The organism is Embleya sp. NPDC050493, assembly GCF_044458105.1.
In the GTDB taxonomy this organism is placed as follows: domain Bacteria; phylum Actinomycetota; class Actinomycetes; order Streptomycetales; family Streptomycetaceae; genus Embleya.
Genome location: NZ_JBITHP010000047.1, coordinates 40,315 through 58,595, shown reverse-complemented (window position 1 = coordinate 58,595; position 18,281 = coordinate 40,315). Strand labels below are relative to the sequence as shown.

The window sequence follows — 18,281 nt, the reverse complement described above, 5'->3', positions numbered from 1 at the left end:
AAAACCCCCCCTCCCGGCGGGCGCGTCCCCGCGGGTGGGGGGGGCGCCCCCCCCCCCCCCCCCCCCCCGCGGCCGCGGGGGCGGGGGCCCCCCCCCCCCCCCGCCCCCCGCCACGCGTTCGCCCCTCGGCCCCGCACCGCAACTTGCCGCGCTCGGGCGGGTTGTGCCTTTTCCCGGCCGCCGCCGGCCCACCGGCGATCAAAGCCGGCCGGGCGATGCTCCGTCGGCGGCGGCCTCTTCCGTGGCGAGCAGACCGAGCGCTGTTCTCAGCATGGCCGTGCTCCAGTTGAGCGGCGTGTGGGGCGAGGGGACGATCAGTTCGTTGCCCCGGTCGTCGCGGTAGGTGACAAGGCATTCCGGGACGCGGTAGGGCGGCACTTTCCTGATGTGGTAGCCGTCGTCCTCGCGGAGCACCGCGTGCCACTGGTCCTCGCCGGTGACGGTGGCCAGCATGGCGTTCAGGTGCCGTACCGCGAACTCGCGGTATTCCCGGGCCTGTTCGGGGTCGCTCCGCCGCATGTGCAGACTTCGGCGGGCGCCCCATGCGGCCAGTTGTCCGAGTGGGTGCGTCCAGGCGGCTTCGCGCCCCTGCGGTGTCAGGCGGCCGCGCATCTCCTGCTTGCGGTCCAGGTCCACGTCACCGCCCCGGGCCTCCGCGTCCGCCCGTACCTCGTCCTTGATGGCGCGGACGATCGCCTGCACCTCGTGCGTATGGAAGTTGACGCGCTGGTAGGAGTCCCCCGCATAGCGGATGAAGCCACCGGTGGCCGGATCCACGAGGGAGAGCAGCGCGTCGAGGACCACGGTCTCCACCTCGCGTGCGGTCATCGGCCGGGCCGGCTCGCCGATGGGGACGCGGGCCTCGGCGAGCAGTTCCGGCAGGCCGTACATCAGCAGGTAGACCAAGGACGCGTCCGCCCGGCGGTGTCGGATCGAATCGAGCTCGTAGTCGGGTGACTCGAACGGGATCCTGCGGCCGATTTCGCGGAGACCGGCGTCCACCATCGTGCCGACTCTCGTGCCGAAGTCCTCACCGTCCGCCAGGAAAGCCAGTTTCCCGTTCTCGGTCAGCACCCTGATCCTGTCGAGCAGGGCTGTTTCGACGGCCATCACCGAGGTGCGCCGCGCGGCGATCTCCTCCCACGATCCGGAGCTTTCGTACCGGGGGAATCCGACCGCCCGCAGGAACGGCACCACGAAGCGAAGGAACTCCCGGTGCGATGGCAACAGTTCGTCGGTTCCGAGAAACCCCCGAGCCACGGCGTCCAGGACGAGGAACGCCAGCATCTGGAACGAATCCTGCTTGTTCCGCCAGGAGTTCGGCTTCTCGGCCTCGAGATCGTCGAACCACAGGGATATGTGCGGCCATTCCTCCTGCCCCGTGTCCCCCCGCTCCACGACGGCGGCGAACCGGGCGAGTTGCGCGGGCGTCGAGATCAGGTGCAGCGCGCTGTGGATCAGTTCGCGCCCGATGTCCCCTTCCGTCGCGTATCGGACCGGGTCGCTCAGGAAGAGTTCCATCATGGCGCTCGCGGACTGCACGTGATCGCGCAGGTAGAACATCGTCGACATCTCGCCGTGCCGCACGGTGGGATCGGCGCCGATATCCGTCGCCGCGACGATGGACACCCGGCGCGCCGCACCGTCGACCCGGACGCTCCCCGCCTCGATCACCGGCAGATCGAGCGCGCCCCGCTCCTTCAGCAGCGCCTCCACGGCGCACAGGTGCGTCGGCGAGTCCCCCGCCTCCACCAGGCGGGCCAGAGCCCGATCGGCGAACCGGGTCCCGGCGCCTTCGGTCGCCCGGTACGCGCGACTTTTCGCCATCAGCTCGCGCAACAGGACCCGGTCGTACCGCTGGTGAGATGTGGGCACGCCTGCTCCGTCGTACGTGGCCGACACCGGTACGGCACGGCCTGTGGATCCTGCGGACACAACGTCACACCGGGCATGTCGTCGACGTCGACAATCCTCCGCGCGATCCGTCCGGCGATGATCCTCCCACGGCCCGGAATCGGTCCGCCGCGGAGGCGGGCACGTCCTCGGCCACGGGCAGGCGATCGGATCCGGGCCCGCCGCGCGGCGAACGCGCGGGACCGCAGGCTCCGCACCCGAGGCCGGTGCCGCCAGGGCCCGGAAGGCGCGCCTTGCCACCGGCTGGTTCGTGTGATCGCGGTCGGCTACCTGCTGTTCCGCTGGGCGGGCCGACGCGACTGGCGCGCGGGGGCGATCCTGTGCGGCCTGGCCGCCGCCTACCTGCCCTGGCCGGCCTTCCAGGATCGCACGATCTTCCTGTTCTACGCGGTCGCCTTCGTACCGTTCCTGTGCCTGGCGGTGACCATGATGCTCGGCGCACTGCTCGGCCCACCCGCTGCCGTCGAGACGCGACGCGGGTGGGGCACCGCCGCAGTGGCCGCGATCATCGCGCTGATCGCCTGGAACTTCCTGTACTTCTACCCCATTCTCGCCGGCGAGACGATCGGTCGAAGTGCGTGGTTGGACCGCATGTGGTTCGGCACATGGATCTGAGCCGGAGTCCGGCCGCGCGCCGGCGCGGTCTCGGGTCAGGCGGCGTCGAAGCGCCACCGGGTCTGGGTGTAGGTGCCCTTGCCGAAGCCGAAGACGGTCGTCGGCGCGACGCGGTAGACCACGGCCCGGTTGCCGTCCCTGCCCTCGAAGGCTCCGTCGCGCACGTCGAAGTGCCACTCCGGGCCGTATTTGCCCTGGTACGCGTCGGCCAGCCGGCTCAGCCGCGTGTGCTCGGTCAGCAGCGCCGCCTCGCCCTCGACGACCAGGTCCAGGCCCTCGTGCAGGGCGTTGTCGCCGGTGGTCAGGACGCAGTTCGCGTTGGCGGCGAGGTTGCGCGCCTTGCGCTCCTCGGCGCCCGTACAGAAGTGCAACGCGTCGTCGAGCCAGACACCCAACAGCGGGGTGACGTGCGGCCGTCCCTCGGGCCGCACCGTGGTCAGCCAGTACACCGGGGCGGTCGCGAGCCGGGTGACGGCCTCCGACCACGGGGTGGCGACGGCCGCGGGGTCGCTGTAGCGCGCGTCGAGATCGGTACGGGGTTCGTGCTTCGACATCAAGGCGTCCTTCGGGGAGTCGGTCGGTGGGGGTCTGCACATGATGAGACCGCGCTTCCCCGGGAAACTCATCGGTGGGCGCGCGTGGTTCACCCGATGGAAGGAGCCGATGCACACCGTGCCCGTCGGGCGGCACACACCGCGAGCGGAGTCCGAGCGGTGATACACCGTCAGGGGACGGCCGGACCGACGGGATCGACCACGACGAGTTCTTCGATGTGCTCGCCCAGTTGCTCACGCGCCTCCCGGGGCAGCCCCGTGTCCATGATCAGCGCGTCCGCGTCGCCGAGTCGGGCGATCGTGCTGATCCCGATCAGGCCCCACTTGGTGTGGTCGGCGACCACGACCAGGCGGCGGGCGGCTCGCACGAGGGCGTGATTGGTCTCCGCCTCCAGCAGGTTGGGGGTGGTGAATCCGACACGTGGGCTGATGCCGTGGACGCCCAGCATGAGCATGTCGACGTTGAGACTCCGTAGCGCCGCGACCGCGACGGGACCCACCAGCGCGTCCGACGGTGTGCGCACGCCGCCGACGATCACCACGGTCTGGTCGGAGCGGCCGGATTGGTGGAACACGTCCGCGACCGGAATCGAGTTGGTGACCACCGTGAGCCCGGGGACGTCGACGAGTTGCCGGGCCAGTGTCCATGTCGTCGTCCCGGCGGACAGTGCGATGGCGCTGTTCGGCGCGACCATCGCCGCCGCACGCCGGGCGATCGCCTCCTTCTCCGCGGCCTGGAGCCCGGACTTGGTCACGAACCCCGGCTCCTCGGTCGAACTGCCGTCCCGCAAAGTGGCTCCACCGTGCACCTTGGCGATCAGACCCTGCCCGGCCAGCACTTCGAGATCGCGCCGAATGGTCATGTCCGAGACCCCGAATTTCCGCACCAGCGTCGCGACACGGACGGACCCCTGAGCGGCGATCATTTCCAAGATCGTGTTTTGTCGCTGACGTGCCAGCATTCCCGATCCTCTCGCCCGTAGCTGATCAACATATTCCAACACGGCATTGTTCGATTCCCGCGCCGGTTCCTCGCCGTCGGGAAAGATCCTTGTCCCGCACTTCCCTTCCTACCCGGGAGAAGGCGCTGCGGCAGGAGTTTTACCAAAGCGAGTCTTGTTGGTTAATGTTGAGACTGCTAGATATGTGAGTCGCATTGCGAGTGAATACCGCGCATCCATGTTCGATTTCAAGATCGACGTTCGATTCGAAGATCGACCTTTTCCCGTGCGCAAGGAGACCCCGATGCGCAAATCCCGTCCTTCCGCAGGTCGGAACGCTTCCGCAGGTCCGAGCGCTTTCGCAGGTCGGAGCATTTCCGCGGATCGGAGCACTTCCGTTGGCGGGGCGCTTCCGTCGACGGGAGCGAGCACGAGGGCCGGGCACGTCGACGCATCGACCATCGAGCACACGCGGCCCTCCCGGACCGCCGACTTTCACAGGGGCTGACCATGACGCACCGCAGACGCACCCGGCGCAGGGCCGCGATGGTGGCGGCGTTCGCATTCGCCGTGGCGCTCACGGCCTGTTCGTCCGGCAAGGACGAAGGGGGGTCCAAGGCACCCTCGGGCGCACCCGCTTCCTTATCCGGCACCATCAAGATCGCATATCTGCAAAAGCAGGGAGACCAGCAGTACTTCGTGGACGAGGCGGACGGCGCCCGCGCGAAGGCCAAGGAACTCGGCGTCGACCTCAAGGTCGTGAATCTCGGCAACGACACCAACAAAGCCGTCAGCGAGGTCCAGGCGGCAGTGGCACAGAAGTACAACGGTGTCGTGATCGTCGTACCCGACCCCGCGGTGGGGCCGCAGGTCGTCGACATCGCCACCGGTGGCGGCGCACCGCTTCTCGCGTCCGACGACCAGATCTGTGTCGGCGGGGCCGACCCGACCAGATGCGCCAAGGACAAGCTGGTCCCGCGTGTGGGCTTCAGCGGCCCCCAGATGGGCACCCAGGTGGGTCGACGTGCGGCCGAGGAATTCAAGAAGGCGGGCTGGACTGCCGCCGACACCGCGATCATCGCCGCCTGGAAGCAGGACGTGACGGTCTGCACCGACCGGGTCGACGCCGCCCACGAGGCGTTCGAACAGGCGACCGGCACGGACGTCAAGGTCCTCAAGGTCGGCACCGACAACACGCCGCCCGACGCCCAGAACAAGACGGCGGCCACGATGAGCGGCAACCGGTCGGTGAAGCACTGGATCGTGTGGGGCTGCAACGACGAGAACGTGAGCGGCGCGGTCACCGCGCTGCAGAACGGCGGCTACGGGGCGGCCGACGTGATCGGCGTCGGACTGGGTGGCTATCTGGCGTGCAAGGACTGGGGTTCCGGCAAGCCGAGCGGGATGAAGGCCGCGTTGTTCATCAACGGCCGCGAGGTCGGCGGTCTCGCCGTACAGACCATGGTCGATCGGCTCAGGAACGGCAAACCCTTCCCCGCCGAGGCGTTCGCGACCACGAAGATGGTCGACCCCTCGAACTGGCGACAATCCGGCCTCGAGTGCACGTGACCCGGCCCGGCCCGCGGCCGTGTCGAACCGCCCGCCGTCGGCCCCCACGGCACCGCCCGGCACGAGTCGCGGCGACCCGGCGCCCGGATGGGCCGCCGCGACCTCCCGAAACGCCCCCGAGGTCCAGCCATGACGAAAAGCCCACCTCTCGATCTCCCCGGCCCCGCGCTCGCCGTCGAGAACATCCACAAGGACTTCGCCGGAGTCCACGCCCTGCGCGGCATCACGCTGGACTTCCCCCGCGGCACCGTCACCGCGCTCATGGGGGAGAACGGCGCCGGCAAGTCGACCCTCATCAAGATCGTCAATGGCGACCATCGACCCGGTCGCGGCCGGATCCTCGTCGCCGGCACACCCCGCGAACTGCACAGCCCCGCCGACGCGCGCAGGCACGGGATCCGCGTGATCGCGCAGGAGCCCGAGATCGTCCCCCACGTCAGCGTGGCCGAGAACGTCTACATCGGCGCACTGCCGCACAGGGCGGGCCGCATGCTCGATCGAGGCACGTTGTATCGGCGCATGCGCTCCGACCTCGAACGCCTGGGATTCGCACACGCCATCGCCCCCGAGACCCTCGGCTCCCGACTCTCGCCCGCGCAACGCCAGCTCGTGGAGATCCTGCGCGCCCTCACCACCGAGGCCGCCGTCCTGGCCTTCGACGAACCGACCTCGTCGCTGTCCGAACACGAGGTGGAGGCGCTTTTCGACCTCATCCGGAGACTTCGCGACCGGGGCCTCGCCATCATCTACGTCTCGCACCGGATGCGGGAGATCTTCCGCCTCGCCGATCGCATCGCGGTGTTGCGCGACGGCGAGCTTGCCGGTGTACGCGACGCCGCGCAGGCCGACGAAGGCGAGGTCGTGCGACTCATGGTCGGACGCGACCTGTCGGCGCTGTTCGCACGCAGGCGCTGCGCCGGCGATCGGGTCGTCCTCGACGTGCACGATCTCACCACCGACCACGTGTCGCACGTGCACCTGGACGTACACGCGGGCGAGGTCGTCGCCCTGGCCGGCCTGGTCGGCGCCGGACGATCCGAACTGGCCGCCGCCCTGGTGGGGGATCTGCCGATCCGCTCCGGCGAGGTGCGCGTCGAGGGCCGGCCGCTGCGGCTGCGCATGCCCCGGGACGCCGTTCGGGCGGGCATCGGCTACGCGCCCGAGGAACGCAAGGCCCAGGCGTTGTTCATGACCGGCTCGGTTCGTCACAACATCAGCGTCGCCGTCCTGGACCGCCTGCGTCGCTTTCGATTCGTCGGCTCGCGTCGCGAACGACGCCTGGCCCAGGAGTTCGTCGACCGCCTGGAAGTGCGCACCCCGTCGATCGACCACGAGGTGCGCAAGTTGTCGGGCGGCAACCAGCAAAAGGTCGTCCTCGCCCGCTGGCTCGCCCGCCGACCCAAGATCCTGATCCTGGACGAACCCACCCGCGGCATCGACATCGGCGCAAAGGCGGAAATCTACCGTCTCATCGACGAGTTGGCCGGAACCGGCGTCGCCATCCTGGTCATCTCCTCCGAACTGCCCGAGGTGCTCGGTCTCGCGGATCGGATCGTCGTGATGCAAAACGGCAGGATCACCGGCGAACTCGACCGCGCGGACGCGGACGAGGAGGGCATCCTCGCCCTCGCCATGGCATCCGACCTCGCCGAACCGACCCGGGGGAACCCGTCATGACCACCACGACCAACGCGCCACCACCGCTGCCCACCACCACCGCCGGCGCCCATGCCCGGGCGTTGCCCCGCCGCGTCGTCACGGCCGTCGGCGCGCAGAACACCAGCCTCATCGGTGCGCTCGTGGTCGTCGTCGGCACCTTCGCCTGGCTCGACGACGGCTATCTCACCACCGCGAACATGACCGTGATCGGCGACACGGTCGCGGTGACCGGCCTGCTCGCGGTCGTCCAGACCGTCGTGATCATCTGCGGAGCGCTCGACATCTCCGTCGGCTCGCAGGCGGGCATCGCGTCCGTCGTCAGTGCCATGGCGTTCACCTCGACCGACGGCAACGCGGCCCTCGGCGTTCTCGCCGCCATCGGTGTCGGCATCGCGGCGGGTGTGGTCAACGGCATCGTCATCGTGTACGGGCGGGTCAACCCCGTCATCGCCACCCTGGCCACCCTCGCCGCGTACAAGGGCGTCGCCCAACTGCTGGCCGGCGGCCGCGCACAGGGCTACGTCCTCGGCGACGACTTCTTCATCTTCGTGGCACGCGGCAAGATCCTCGGACTGTCCGTCCAGATCTGGACGTTGTTCGTGGTCGCCGTCGCCGTGCACATCCTGCTCAAGTACACCGACATCGGCCGCAACATCTACGCCATCGGCGGCAACGACACCGCCGCCCGCCTCGCCGGCATCGACATCAACAAGTACCTCGTGGCCGTGTACGCCCTCGCCGGCGTCGTGGCGGCCATCGCCGGCGTCATCCTCACCGCCCGCACCGGCTCCGGCCAGCCCACCTCCGGCAGCGAGGGCCTGGAGCTCAAGGCCATCACCGCCGCCGCACTCGGCGGTTGCGCCCTCAAGGGCGGCAAGGGCGGCATCGGCGGCACCCTCCTCGCCGTCTTCCTGCTCGGTGCCCTCGAAAACGGCCTCAACGTCGTCGGCGTCAACTCCTTCTGGCAAAACGTCGCCCAGGGGGCACTGCTCGTCGTCGCCGTCGTCATCCAACAACGACGCAACGGGGAACGCGCCGTCGGATTGCCCACATAGGAAGCCGCGTTCACCCGACGGACCTCGACCATCGACGTCACCACATCCCGAGCTCTGGAGCCGTCCGTGCATACGGTACGAACCATCCTCGCCCGCCGCCTCGCGGCCACCCTCACCGCGCTGCCACTCCTGCTCCCGACGGTGGGCACGGTCGCCCTGGCCGGTGCGTCCGTCGCCGCCGCCCCGTCGGCCGCCGCGGCACCCGACGGTCAGGCGGCGCTCCCCCCGATGGGGTTCAACAACTGGAACTCGACCCACTGCCGGGCCGATTTCAACGAGACGATGATCAAGGGCATCGCCGACCTCTTCGTGTCGAAGGGGCTCAAGGCCGCCGGTTACCAGTACGTCAACCTCGACGACTGCTGGGCCCTACCGAACCGGGACGGCTCAGGGAATCTGGTCGCCGACCCGGTCCGCTTCCCGCACGGCATCAAGGCCGTCGCGGACTACGTACACGGCAAGGGCCTCAAGTTCGGCATCTACACCAGCGCCGGCACCAAGACCTGCAACCCCGCCGGATTCCCCGGCGGGCTCGGCCACGAGCGCCAGGACGCGAACCTGTTCGCCTCCTTCGGCGTCGACTACCTCAAGTACGACAACTGCAACAACCAGGGCATGGACGCCAGGAAACGCTACACCGACATGGCGAACGCCCTGCGCGACACCGGCCGGCCCATCGTCTTCTCCCTCTGCGATTGGGGCGAGAGCAAACCCTGGGAGTGGGCGGCCCCGATCGGTCACCTGTGGCGCACCACGGGCGACATCTCGGACAACTGGTACTCGATGCTCGACATCGCCCACCGGAACCAACCGCTCGCCCCGTACGCCGGCCCCGGTCACTGGAACGACCCGGACATGCTGGAGGTCGGCAACGGCGGCATGACCGCGGCCGAGTACCGCACCCACTTCACGCTCTGGTCGATGATGTCCGCGCCGCTGTTGATCGGGACCGATCTGCGCACGGCGAGCCCGGAGACCTTCGGGATCCTCGCCAACGCCGATGTGATCGCCGTCGACCAGGACCCGCTGGGCAAGCAGGGCACGGTGGTCGCGAACAGCGGAGGTCTGGTGGTCATGGTCAAGGAGTTGGCGAACGGGGACCGGGCCGTCTCGCTGACCAACGAGACCTGGACCACCGCCACCGTCTCCACCACCACGGACGCCCTGGGCATCGGCAACCGCGGCCCCTATCGGCTGAAGGACCTGTGGACCAAGGCCGTCTCCACGAACACGACCGGCACGATCAGTGCCTCCGTGCCCTCCCACGCCACCGTCGCGTACCGGATCACGCCCGGTCCGCTCCCGCTGCCTCCCTCGGGCACGTCCCACCTGTCCGACGTGCCCTGGACGGGCATGGTCAACGGCTGGGGTCCGGTGGAGAAGGACCGCAGCAACGGTGAGCGGGCGGCCGGCGACGGCCGGGCCCTGACCATCAACGGCACGGTGTACGCCAAGGGCCTCGGCGCGCACGCCGCCGGCAGCATCACCTACCACCTCGATGCCCGGTGTACCCGCCTGACCGTGGACGTGGGCGTCGACGACGAGAGCGCCTCGATCGGGGCGGTCGCCTTCCGGATCTACCGGGACACCACGAAGGTGGCGGACAGCGGCGTGCTGACCACGTCGGACGCGGCCAGGAGACTCGACGCCGACCTGACCGGAGGCCGCACGCTGACCCTCGTCGTCACCGACGGCGGCAACGGCATCGACCACGATCACGCCGATTGGGCGACCCCCAGGCTCACCTGCACCTGACCCGCCGACGGCCCGGCCCCGACAAACCGGCCGCAGCGAGCCCGTGTGGGCGAATCCCCCGCACGGGCTCGCCGTTCGGGTCGGGGCGCGGTACCGGGCGGCGCGACCCGCGTGTTCGACGACCGCCTCGTCGGCGCCGGGTGGCACGCGTGCTCGACACGGTCTCCGCTGCGGTCCTGGGTGGACCCCCGTGACGACCTCGTGCACGGTCGACACGAAGTCGTGCGCGGTCGTCGACGGAAACGTCTCCGAGGGGCTGGCGACACCTGCTCTACGCGAGTAGCGTTTCGGCGTTCGGTCGCGGATCCGGCCCGCCTGACGGGCCGTCAAGGAGGTTGTACGCCTGTGGACCGTCGTCGATTCCTGTCCCGCGGCGCGGTGGTCGCGGCCGGCGCCGCCGTCGGCGGGCCCTTCCAAGGCCTCGTCGCGGGCGCCGCGCACGCTGCCCCGAGCGCCGCTGCCCCGAGCGCCGACCGGGGACGTCCCGGAACCGGCGGATACGGCCCGCTGACACCCGTCCCGGACGAACGCGACGGCGTGGTACGGCTGCACCTGCCCGAGGGCTTCCACTACCGCTCGTTCACCCCGGCCGGTTCCCCGCTCACCGACGGCGGCCCGACCCCCGGCAAGCACGACGGCATGGCCGCCTTCCGTGGCCGTCGCGGCACGACCGTTCTCGTCCGCAACCATGAAGTCAACGGTCCGGTGGGCGCGTTCGGCGACGCGGCGCGGGCCTACGACCCGGCGACGGGCGGCGGCACCACCACCGTCGTGGTGGACCGGTACGGCATCGTGGAGGCGTCGTACGTCAGCCTCAACGGCACCCAGATGAACTGCTCGGGCGGTCCCATGCCATGGGGATCGTGGCTCTCCTGCGAGGAGACCGTCAACGGTCCCGACGTCGGCAACGACTTCACCGGCGCCGACAACCGGAAGCTCACGCGAAAGCACGGCTATCTGTTCGAGGTGCCGACCGACGGCGTCTCGACGCGGGTGCCGATCCGCAGCGCCGGCCGCTTCGCCCACGAGTCGGCGGCGTTCGACCCGATCAGCGGCGCGGTCTACCTCACCGAGGACAACTTCGGCTTCGCGTCCGGCTTCTACCGCTACCTGCCCCCCGTCAGCCCCTGGGTCGGCGGCCGGTTGCGCGACGGCGGCCGGCTCCAGATGCTCGCGGTGCGGGGACGTCCCGGGCTGGACCTGTCGGCGGCGCAGCGTCCCGGTGCGGCGTACGACGTGACCTGGGTCGACATCGACGACCCCGACCCCACGTTCGCCCCGGGCACCACCAACGACCAGGCCATCCAGGCCGTCGGGAACCAGGGCCGGACCCGGGGCGCGGCGCTCTTCTCGCGGCTCGAAGGCGCGTACCACCAGCGCGGCGTCGTCTATTTCGTCTCCACCCAGGGCGGCGCGACCGCGCCCGGCGAAGCGGCGCCCGACGGGTTCGGCGACGGGCGTGGACAGGTGTGGGCGTACGACACCGTCACGCGGCGCCTTCGGCTCGTGTACGAATCGCCGACCGCGACCAGGCTCGACCTCCCGGACAACATCACCGTCAGCCCGCGCGGCACGCTCGTCCTGTGCGAGGACGGCGACGGGGACAACTTCCTGCGCGGCCTGACCGCGGACGGCCGCATCTTCGACCTGTCGAGGATGGAACCGGTCGCCGGCGACCCGGGCGCCGAGTTCGCGGGCGCGACCTTCGGTCCGGACGGGCACACCCTGTACGTCAACGTCCAGTCCAAGCTGGGCATGAGCATCGCCATCTGGGGCCCCTGGCACCGCGCGGGCTTCTGACCGGATCCCACGGCGCGCGTCCGGACCCGGCGAGCGGGGACGCCGGGTCCGGACGCGACCCAGGCCTGTGCGCTCGTCCGTGCGAGCCGCCTCGGGACGGTCACCGCGAACGGCGGCCGCAGCTCAAATCTTCACGGCCTCCGCGATCCGCCGCGCGGCCTGGGCCGGCGTGAGGTGCGTGGTGTCGACAACCTCGGCCTCACGATGCAGCCACGTCCGGGCCGCCTCGGCGTAGGGGCCGAGATATTTGAGGCGGAACGGGGAGTTGGGGCCAAGGACGGTGTCCCCCGCGATGCGTCCGCGTAGGGTGTCCTGGTCGGCGTGGAGTACGAAGTGCCGCACCGGAATGGCATGTTGGGCGAGGCCCGTGCTGATCTCGCGCCAATACCGCTCGACCAGGACGGTCATGGGCATCACCAGGGTGCCGCCGGTGTAGTCGAGCACGCGGTGGGCGGTCTCGACGACGAGTTGCCGCCACGGCGGCCAGTGCTGGAAGTTGTCCGTCTCGGGCAGCCCGGGCGTGATGTCCATGAGTGTCTCGCCGACCTTCTCGGCGTCGAACACCCGTGAATTCGGGATCAGTTGCTGCACGAGCGCACTGGTCGTCGTCTTGCCTGCGCCATGGGTGCCGTTGAGCCATACGATCATGGCATCCGACAATAGGGCCTGTCTTTCGTCCCCGCCGGAGCACCGTCGCATGGCTGTGTCGTCGGCCGGGCTTCTGCGCGTCTCGGGAACCGCGTTGGCGATTCCGTCACCGCGAACTCCGGGAACGGCTCGCCGAGTACCCCACACCGGCCCCTGAACGCCCGGACCCACATCGCTGCCGACCCGGGACCGGCCGACCAGTGCTTTGCCGATACAGCAAAGATTGTTGCCATATCCGTGGGGTCGGGCGCAGCCTGAGGCATGGCCTCATCGGCCGTTGCAGACCATCAGGAGGGTAATGATGAGCGACCCGGTAAACGACGTCGAGAGCGCGCGTGGAGACGACCGCGCGGCACTCGGAGGCGACCGCCTCCGCCACATCCGAGCCGGCGAGGCCGCCGGACCGGACGGGCCCGCCGCCGTCATCAGCGGTGGCACGGTCGGCTCGAAGAAGCTCTGGATGGGCCTGGTGGTGAATCCGCCGTCGAGCGCGACGGACAACCACCACCACGGCGACTCGGAGGCGGGGGTCTACGTGGTCAGCGGACACCCCTTGTACTACTACCACGACGGCACCGGGGAGGTACGCATCGAAGCCGGCCCGGGCGACTTCCTCCATGTCCCCCCGTTCGTCCCCCACCGCGAGGAGAACCCCGACCCGAACGAGCCGGTGGTCGTCGTGATCGCTCGAACCACTCAGGAACCGATCAAGATCTCCGTCCCGGAGTTGTACCGACTCGAGGACACACCCGCGCGCTGACGCGAGACGGGCCGGCGAGCGCGGGGTTCGCCGGCCCCCACTCGGTTCCCCGGCCCATGCTCTCGACACTCCCCCGAGGATGGGGAACACGTCGCGGAGCGGGCCGGACGCGGGTGCGCAACCGCCCGCCACCGCAAGGCAGTTCCAGCTCACCTCCGAGTCGGGCAACTCACCGAAGAAATACGGGCGTTCGAGCGCATCGCCGCAGCCGATGCCGGCACCGGCGGGCACATTCTCGAATATCGGACAACTAGGCAATAGGGGCGAATTTCCGCAATTTCCCTATGCGTCTTCGCCGTGATGCGCTGTCATATCCGTGCCAGATCGCCCCGCTCGTCTCGTTATGGGAAGGCAGGAATATGGGCAGATTCAGCTACGGAACCGCGTCGTCGGCCATCGCGCTGGCCGCCGCGGGTTTGCTCGCGGTCGCGGGAGGTACGGCTCACGCGGAAGCGGGTCAGGACAGCATCGGCATGTACAAGCAGGAGAAGTCCCAGTGGTGCTGGGCCGCCTCCGGCCTGACCATCGCCAAGTTCCACGGCTTGGGCTCCACCCAGACGGACTTCTGCGACCGCGCCCAGCCCTACTACGGCTGCAACAACCAGCCCGCCACGCTCGACGACATGGCCAAGGGCTGGAGCAGCCTCGGCCTGACCCATCCCGGCTCGGGTCTGAACAGCGCGGCCACGTTCAACCAGGTGTACACCGAGGTCAAGGCCGCCCGGCCGATCGGTGCCCGCATCGGGTGGACGTCCGGTGGTGGCCACATGAACGTGGTCTACGGCTTCGACACATCGCGCGACACCATCGCCGTGGCCGACCCCTGGCCGGACACCGCCACCTACACGTGGTGGAACTACGCCGACTACGTGAGCAACAGTTCGTCGAAGTGGACCCACTCCCGCATCGGCATCTCCCGCTAAGGCAGGCGACATGCGCGACACCAGCGACACCACACCGGCCGGCACACACGCGGGATCTCGCCTTTCCCGCCTGTCCATCGTCCTCGCACTGACCGCATCCGCACTGCTGTCCGTCGCCGGCCCGGCCCACGCGGCCCCGGCCAAGGACCCGCTCCCCGCCGACATTCCCGACTATCAGGCCGCCCTGGACGCGGTGAAGTCCACCGCCGTCCGCGACGCCGTCTGCCGATTCCTGAGCACTCCGGTGCCCGCCGGCGCCGCCGGATCGGTGCAAACGCTCCCCGATACGTCCGAGCCGTGCCAGGGCCTCCCGGTCTTCACGATCAAGGACCCGGTGGCACTGAACGAAATCACCCCCGGTTTCGTGGCGGGCACCGTCCCGCCACTGCCCACCGAGGCAGTCAAGCTCGTATACCTGGTCTCTTCGCTGAACGCCACCGTCAACGGTCGCAACGCCACCGTCATGCTCAGCCCCACGCAGGGCGGCGGCTGGCATCTGGCAGCCGTGCGCGACGGCGACGGCGACGCCGCATACGCCGGCAAAGCCACGGCGGGCACCCTGGTGTTCACCGAGCCGCAAATCCGCGGCTGGTACCAGCTCAAGCTCACCACCGTCGAGCCGCTCAACGATCAGGCCCGGGCGGGGCTGGGCGGCCAGGCATCGGTATCGCTCGGCGACTACCAGAAGCTGGTCAAGGCCCGCTACGCCGACAAGCTGCTCGGCTCGGAGTACGACACGAAGGGGTACTCCAGCGGCTACGGCCCCCGGCAGAAGGCGGACGAGGCGTCGTCCTCCGCCCCGCTGCTCGCCGGTTCCGGCGCGGCACTCGCCCTCGCGGGCGGGGCCCTCGCCCTCCACCGACGTCGGCGCTCGAACACCGCCTGAACCCGACCCCGCGCACCCCTCGCCCCGCCCCCGCCTCCCGTCAGCCGGCCGAGGGCGGGGCGAAGCCCGCCTCGTCCCGGCGAGATGCGGCCGGCCGGGCTGCCGCCGGGACCGGCCGGGTCGTCGCCGGGACCGGCCGGGTCGTCGGCGAAGGGGGCGTCCCGTGCGCGCCGACCCCTAATCCCGCACGTGCAGGTCGAAGCCCTTGCGGCCCGGCACTTCCAAGCCCTGCTTCAACCGCAGTGACGGGATCTCGTAGTCACCGAAGTTCTGCCGCCGGAACGCGATCGGCTCGGTCGTCTCCAGCGACAGCAGCCGCTCCTTCCACGCCTTCGCGACGTCCTCGAAGTCGCCGTCGGTGATCCGGTCGGCGCCGTGCAGCACGAACGGCGGCAGCACCTCGAGGCCCGGGTAGTACAGGATCCCGTGGTGGATCGGGAACAGCAGGTCCTCGATCGGGCCGTTGATCCCGCGATCGGTGTAGTGGGACTCCGGACCCCCGACGGTCACCGACAGCATCGCCCGCCGTCCCAGCAGCGTGCCCTCGCCGAAACGCTCGCCGTACCGGGTCTCGTCGTGCACTCCGACGCCGTACGCGAAGCGGAAGGAGAACACCCGGTCCACCCAACCCTTGAGGATCGCCGGCATCGTGTACCACCACATCGGGAACTGGAAGATCACCGTGTCGGCCCACAGCAGCTTCTCCTGCTCGGCCGCCACGTCCGGCGTGAGCGCACCGGCCTCGTAGGCCCGGCCCGAACTCGGCACCACCTGCAGCGGGTTCGTGGCGTGCTCGCCGAAGTCCGCCGCGTCCACCACCGCCTTCCAGTTCATCGCGTACAGGTCGCTCACCCGCACCTCGTGCCCGGCGGCTTCGAGCGTGGACACCGCGAGGTCCTTCAGTGAGCCGTTCAGCGAACGCGGCTCGGGGTGGGCGTAGACGACGAGCGTCTTCATGGCTGTTCCCTTCGACGGGGTGTGTCGCCATGGATGCTCCGCCGCCGGGGCCGCGTCGTTCAGGGGCGCTTCTTCCATCGGACGGGACTTCCTGGTAACGACAGGACCACCCTCGAGAAGCACCCCCGAGGCCATACTGAGGACATGGACGATCTTGCGGGCTTCCTGCGGACCCGGCGTTCCCGGGTCGACCCGGCGACCGTCGGCATCCCCACGGACAACCGCCGCCGCGTCGCAGGGCTGCGCCGCGAAGAGGTCGCGCACCTGTCCGGAGTCAGCGTCGACTACTACGTACGCCTGGAGCAGGGCCGCGCGACCCAGCCCTCCGAGCAGGTCCTCGACGCACTCGCCCGCGTCCTCGGCCTCGACGAGACCGAACGCGGACACCTGGAGCGGCTCGCCCGACAGCGCCGCCGCCGCGCGAAGGCACCGGGCGGGCGGGTCCGGCCGGAACTGCTGCGCGTCCTCGACCTGGTCGCCGACGCACCCGCGCTGGTCATGGACCACCGGCTGGACGTGCTCGCCGGGAACCACCTCGCCGGGCTCCTCTACGGCCGGCCGCTGCCGGGCCTGAACACCGCCCGGCACATCTTCCTGGAGGAGGCCGAGCGCGGCCTGTACGCGGACTGGGAGACATGCACCCTCGACGTGGTCGGGCACCTGCGCCTGGCCGCCGGCAAATACCCCGACGATCCCCGCCTGGCCTCGCTCATCGGCGAGTTGGCCATGGGCAGCGAACGCTTCCGCCGCCTGTGGGCCCGCGCGGACGTGCGTGCCCGCACCCACGGACGCAAGGCGTACCGGCACCCGCTGGTCGGACTGCTGGAACTGCACCAGGAGAACTTCGCGCTACCCGACGAGTCCGGCATGGAGCTGCTCGTGCTGTCCGCGGCCCCCGGCAGCCCCACCGAGGACGGGCTGCGCCTGCTCGCGGGCCTGGGTCCTGTCTTCGATCCCGCGTCGGGCTCCGCGGCGTCCGGTCCCGTGCCTCGGCGTGCCGGGGAAGCGCTCGCGTAGTGGTTCCGGGCGGGCGGCGTCATCGCGCAGCGCTCCGCGCCGCCGACGTGGCGCCGGTTGCCCCGCCGAGCCGCTCGGCGAGGAGCATCGCCACATCGTCCGCCAGTCGCCCCTGGGTGTGGCGGATCAACCCCTGGTGCAGGTGTTCCAGGAACTCCGGCGGGGTGCAGGCCGGCGCCGCTTGCATGGCCTCGGGCAGGGCGAAGAAGTCGTTGTCGCGGTTGCGTGCCTCGAGCACGCCGTCGGTGTGCAGCAGCAGCCGGTCGCCGGGGACGAACCCATAGGTCTCCATCTCGCCGGGAGGACCGGTGATCAAGTCCTCCAGGCCGAGGGGCGGAAGTGGTGAGGCGGGCGTCAGGGCGCGAACCGTGCCCCGGCGCAGCACCAGCGGCGGTGGGTGGCCGCGGTTGACCAACTCGACCACGAGCGTGTCGGGTACCTGGGCAACGAGCACGGTGACGAACGACTCCGCCCGCTCCTCCTCGTCGTCCCGACCGATCCCCCGCGGCATGGCGCTTTCCCGACGCAGCGCGGCCGCGCAGTGGGCCACGACCTCCACCAGGTCGTCCTCGTAGTGCACGGCTTCCCGGAAGGCGCCCAGCACCGCCGCGGCCGAGCGCACGGCGGGCAGCCCCTTGCCCCGGACGTCCCCGATGATCATCCGCACCCCGTACCGCGTCTGCACGGCCTCGTACAGGTCACCCCCGATCTGCGCGCCGCTCTCCGCCGCGAGGTACATGCTCGCGGTCCGCACCGGACCCAATCGGGCGGGCACCGGCCGGAGCAGGACCCGCTGTGCCGCCACGGCGATCCGGCGGACCTGGTCGAGTTCGGTCCGTCTGCGCGCATGCATGAACGCACTGGTCGTGACGCTGGCCGCGGACACCAGGAGAATGGCCAGGAAGTTCGTGTAGACCTGCCGGCTGCCCCATGCCTCGTTGTACGTCGCGGTGCTCACACTGACGGCCAGAGCGACAGCCGCCGCCGAGATCGTCCCCTTGGGGCCCATCGTGACCGCGGCCAGTGCCGGCGTCGCGGTCAGCAGCGGGCCGGTGTACAGAATGTGCGCGGGCGAGAACTCGATCGCGACCACCAGAAGTGCGATCGCGAACGGCACACACTGTGCGAGGGTGACCAGGAGCCGGCTGTGACCGCCGGCTCCCGTTCCGGGAGCCGAGCGCAGGAGTGACCGCATACATACAGCTTGGCCCCCCGAAGCCGGGCATTC

The 18,281-nt window shown here is 70.1% G+C and carries 16 protein-coding genes; 10 read left to right on the top strand and 6 right to left on the bottom strand.

Annotated elements, in window-relative coordinates:
- Positions 1 to 198 precede the first annotated feature (198 nt).
- The gene (locus tag ACIBM5_RS44945; RefSeq protein WP_396012485.1) at positions 199 to 1,875 is read right to left on the bottom strand and encodes a hypothetical protein; all 1,677 of its coding nucleotides are present in this window, start codon (positions 1,873 to 1,875) and stop codon (positions 199 to 201) included.
- A 291-nt stretch (positions 1,876 to 2,166) separates the two neighbouring features.
- Here ACIBM5_RS44945 and ACIBM5_RS44940 point away from each other — a divergent pair, with 291 nt between their 5' ends.
- On the top strand, positions 2,167 to 2,529 hold the full coding sequence (locus ACIBM5_RS44940; protein WP_396012484.1) for a hypothetical protein: 363 nt from the start codon (positions 2,167 to 2,169) through the stop codon (positions 2,527 to 2,529).
- A 35-nt stretch (positions 2,530 to 2,564) separates the two neighbouring features.
- Here the strand turns inward: ACIBM5_RS44940 and ACIBM5_RS44935 are convergent, their stop codons facing one another.
- Both ACIBM5_RS44935 and ACIBM5_RS44930 read right to left on the bottom strand, forming a co-directional pair.
- A complete protein-coding gene (locus ACIBM5_RS44935) occupies positions 2,565 to 3,083 on the bottom strand; it encodes a pyridoxamine 5'-phosphate oxidase family protein (RefSeq protein WP_396012483.1) in 519 nt (172 codons plus the stop codon).
- 170 nt (positions 3,084 to 3,253) lie between these two features.
- Entirely contained in the window at positions 3,254 to 4,009 is a 756-nt protein-coding gene (locus ACIBM5_RS44930) for a DeoR/GlpR family DNA-binding transcription regulator (RefSeq protein ID WP_396012482.1), read from the bottom strand.
- A 525-nt stretch (positions 4,010 to 4,534) separates the two neighbouring features.
- Between ACIBM5_RS44930 and ACIBM5_RS44925 the strand changes: the two genes are divergently transcribed.
- The 5 genes from ACIBM5_RS44925 (at position 4,535) to ACIBM5_RS44905 (ending at position 11,862) form a co-directional block, all read left to right on the top strand.
- On the top strand, positions 4,535 to 5,593 hold the full coding sequence (locus ACIBM5_RS44925) for a substrate-binding domain-containing protein (protein WP_396012481.1): 1,059 nt from the start codon (positions 4,535 to 4,537) through the stop codon (positions 5,591 to 5,593).
- A 129-nt stretch (positions 5,594 to 5,722) separates the two neighbouring features.
- Positions 5,723 to 7,270: a sugar ABC transporter ATP-binding protein gene (locus ACIBM5_RS44920; RefSeq protein WP_396012480.1), complete on the top strand. Its 1,548-nt coding sequence runs from the start codon at positions 5,723 to 5,725 to the stop codon at positions 7,268 to 7,270.
- Positions 7,267 to 8,307 (top strand): ABC transporter permease, encoded by a 1,041-nt coding sequence (locus ACIBM5_RS44915; protein ID WP_391589700.1) that lies wholly within the window; start codon positions 7,267 to 7,269, stop codon positions 8,305 to 8,307. Before ACIBM5_RS44920 ends, ACIBM5_RS44915 begins: the two co-directional genes overlap by 4 nt.
- 66 nt (positions 8,308 to 8,373) lie before the next feature.
- On the top strand, positions 8,374 to 10,062 hold the full coding sequence (locus ACIBM5_RS44910; RefSeq protein ID WP_396012478.1) for an NPCBM/NEW2 domain-containing protein: 1,689 nt from the start codon (positions 8,374 to 8,376) through the stop codon (positions 10,060 to 10,062).
- Between the two features lie 345 nt (positions 10,063 to 10,407).
- Positions 10,408 to 11,862 (top strand): alkaline phosphatase PhoX, encoded by a 1,455-nt coding sequence (locus tag ACIBM5_RS44905; protein WP_396012477.1) that lies wholly within the window; start codon positions 10,408 to 10,410, stop codon positions 11,860 to 11,862.
- Positions 11,863 to 11,985: 123 nt separating this feature from the next.
- On the opposite strand, the gene ACIBM5_RS44900 is transcribed toward ACIBM5_RS44905, so the two are convergent.
- Complete coding sequence (locus ACIBM5_RS44900) at positions 11,986 to 12,510, bottom strand: AAA family ATPase (RefSeq protein WP_396012476.1); 525 nt, start codon at positions 12,508 to 12,510, stop codon at positions 11,986 to 11,988.
- Positions 12,511 to 12,808: 298 nt separating this feature from the next.
- On the opposite strand from ACIBM5_RS44900, the gene ACIBM5_RS44895 reads away from it, so the two are divergent.
- The 3 genes from ACIBM5_RS44895 to ACIBM5_RS44885 all read left to right on the top strand — a co-directional run bounded on the left by ACIBM5_RS44895 (position 12,809) and on the right by ACIBM5_RS44885 (position 15,079).
- Positions 12,809 to 13,270, top strand: a complete 462-nt coding sequence (locus tag ACIBM5_RS44895; protein ID WP_396012475.1) for a cupin domain-containing protein — start codon at positions 12,809 to 12,811, stop codon at positions 13,268 to 13,270.
- Positions 13,271 to 13,629: 359 nt separating this feature from the next.
- Positions 13,630 to 14,193, top strand: coding sequence for a papain-like cysteine protease family protein (locus ACIBM5_RS44890; RefSeq protein WP_396012474.1), 564 nt, complete (start codon positions 13,630 to 13,632; stop codon positions 14,191 to 14,193).
- A 10-nt stretch (positions 14,194 to 14,203) separates the two neighbouring features.
- The gene (locus ACIBM5_RS44885) at positions 14,204 to 15,079 is read left to right on the top strand and encodes a hypothetical protein (RefSeq protein WP_396012473.1); all 876 of its coding nucleotides are present in this window, start codon (positions 14,204 to 14,206) and stop codon (positions 15,077 to 15,079) included.
- 177 nt (positions 15,080 to 15,256) lie between these two features.
- Here the strand turns inward: ACIBM5_RS44885 and ACIBM5_RS44880 are convergent, their stop codons facing one another.
- The gene (locus ACIBM5_RS44880; protein WP_396012472.1) at positions 15,257 to 16,036 is read right to left on the bottom strand and encodes an NAD(P)H-dependent oxidoreductase; all 780 of its coding nucleotides are present in this window, start codon (positions 16,034 to 16,036) and stop codon (positions 15,257 to 15,259) included.
- A gap of 144 nt (positions 16,037 to 16,180) precedes the next feature.
- On the opposite strand from ACIBM5_RS44880, the gene ACIBM5_RS44875 reads away from it, so the two are divergent.
- Positions 16,181 to 17,053: a helix-turn-helix transcriptional regulator gene (locus ACIBM5_RS44875; RefSeq protein WP_396012471.1), complete on the top strand. Its 873-nt coding sequence runs from the start codon at positions 16,181 to 16,183 to the stop codon at positions 17,051 to 17,053.
- Between the two features lie 19 nt (positions 17,054 to 17,072).
- On the opposite strand, the gene ACIBM5_RS44870 is transcribed toward ACIBM5_RS44875, so the two are convergent.
- A complete protein-coding gene (locus tag ACIBM5_RS44870; RefSeq protein WP_396012470.1) occupies positions 17,073 to 18,248 on the bottom strand; it encodes a PP2C family protein-serine/threonine phosphatase in 1,176 nt (391 codons plus the stop codon).
- Between the last annotated feature and the right edge of the window lie 33 nt (positions 18,249 to 18,281).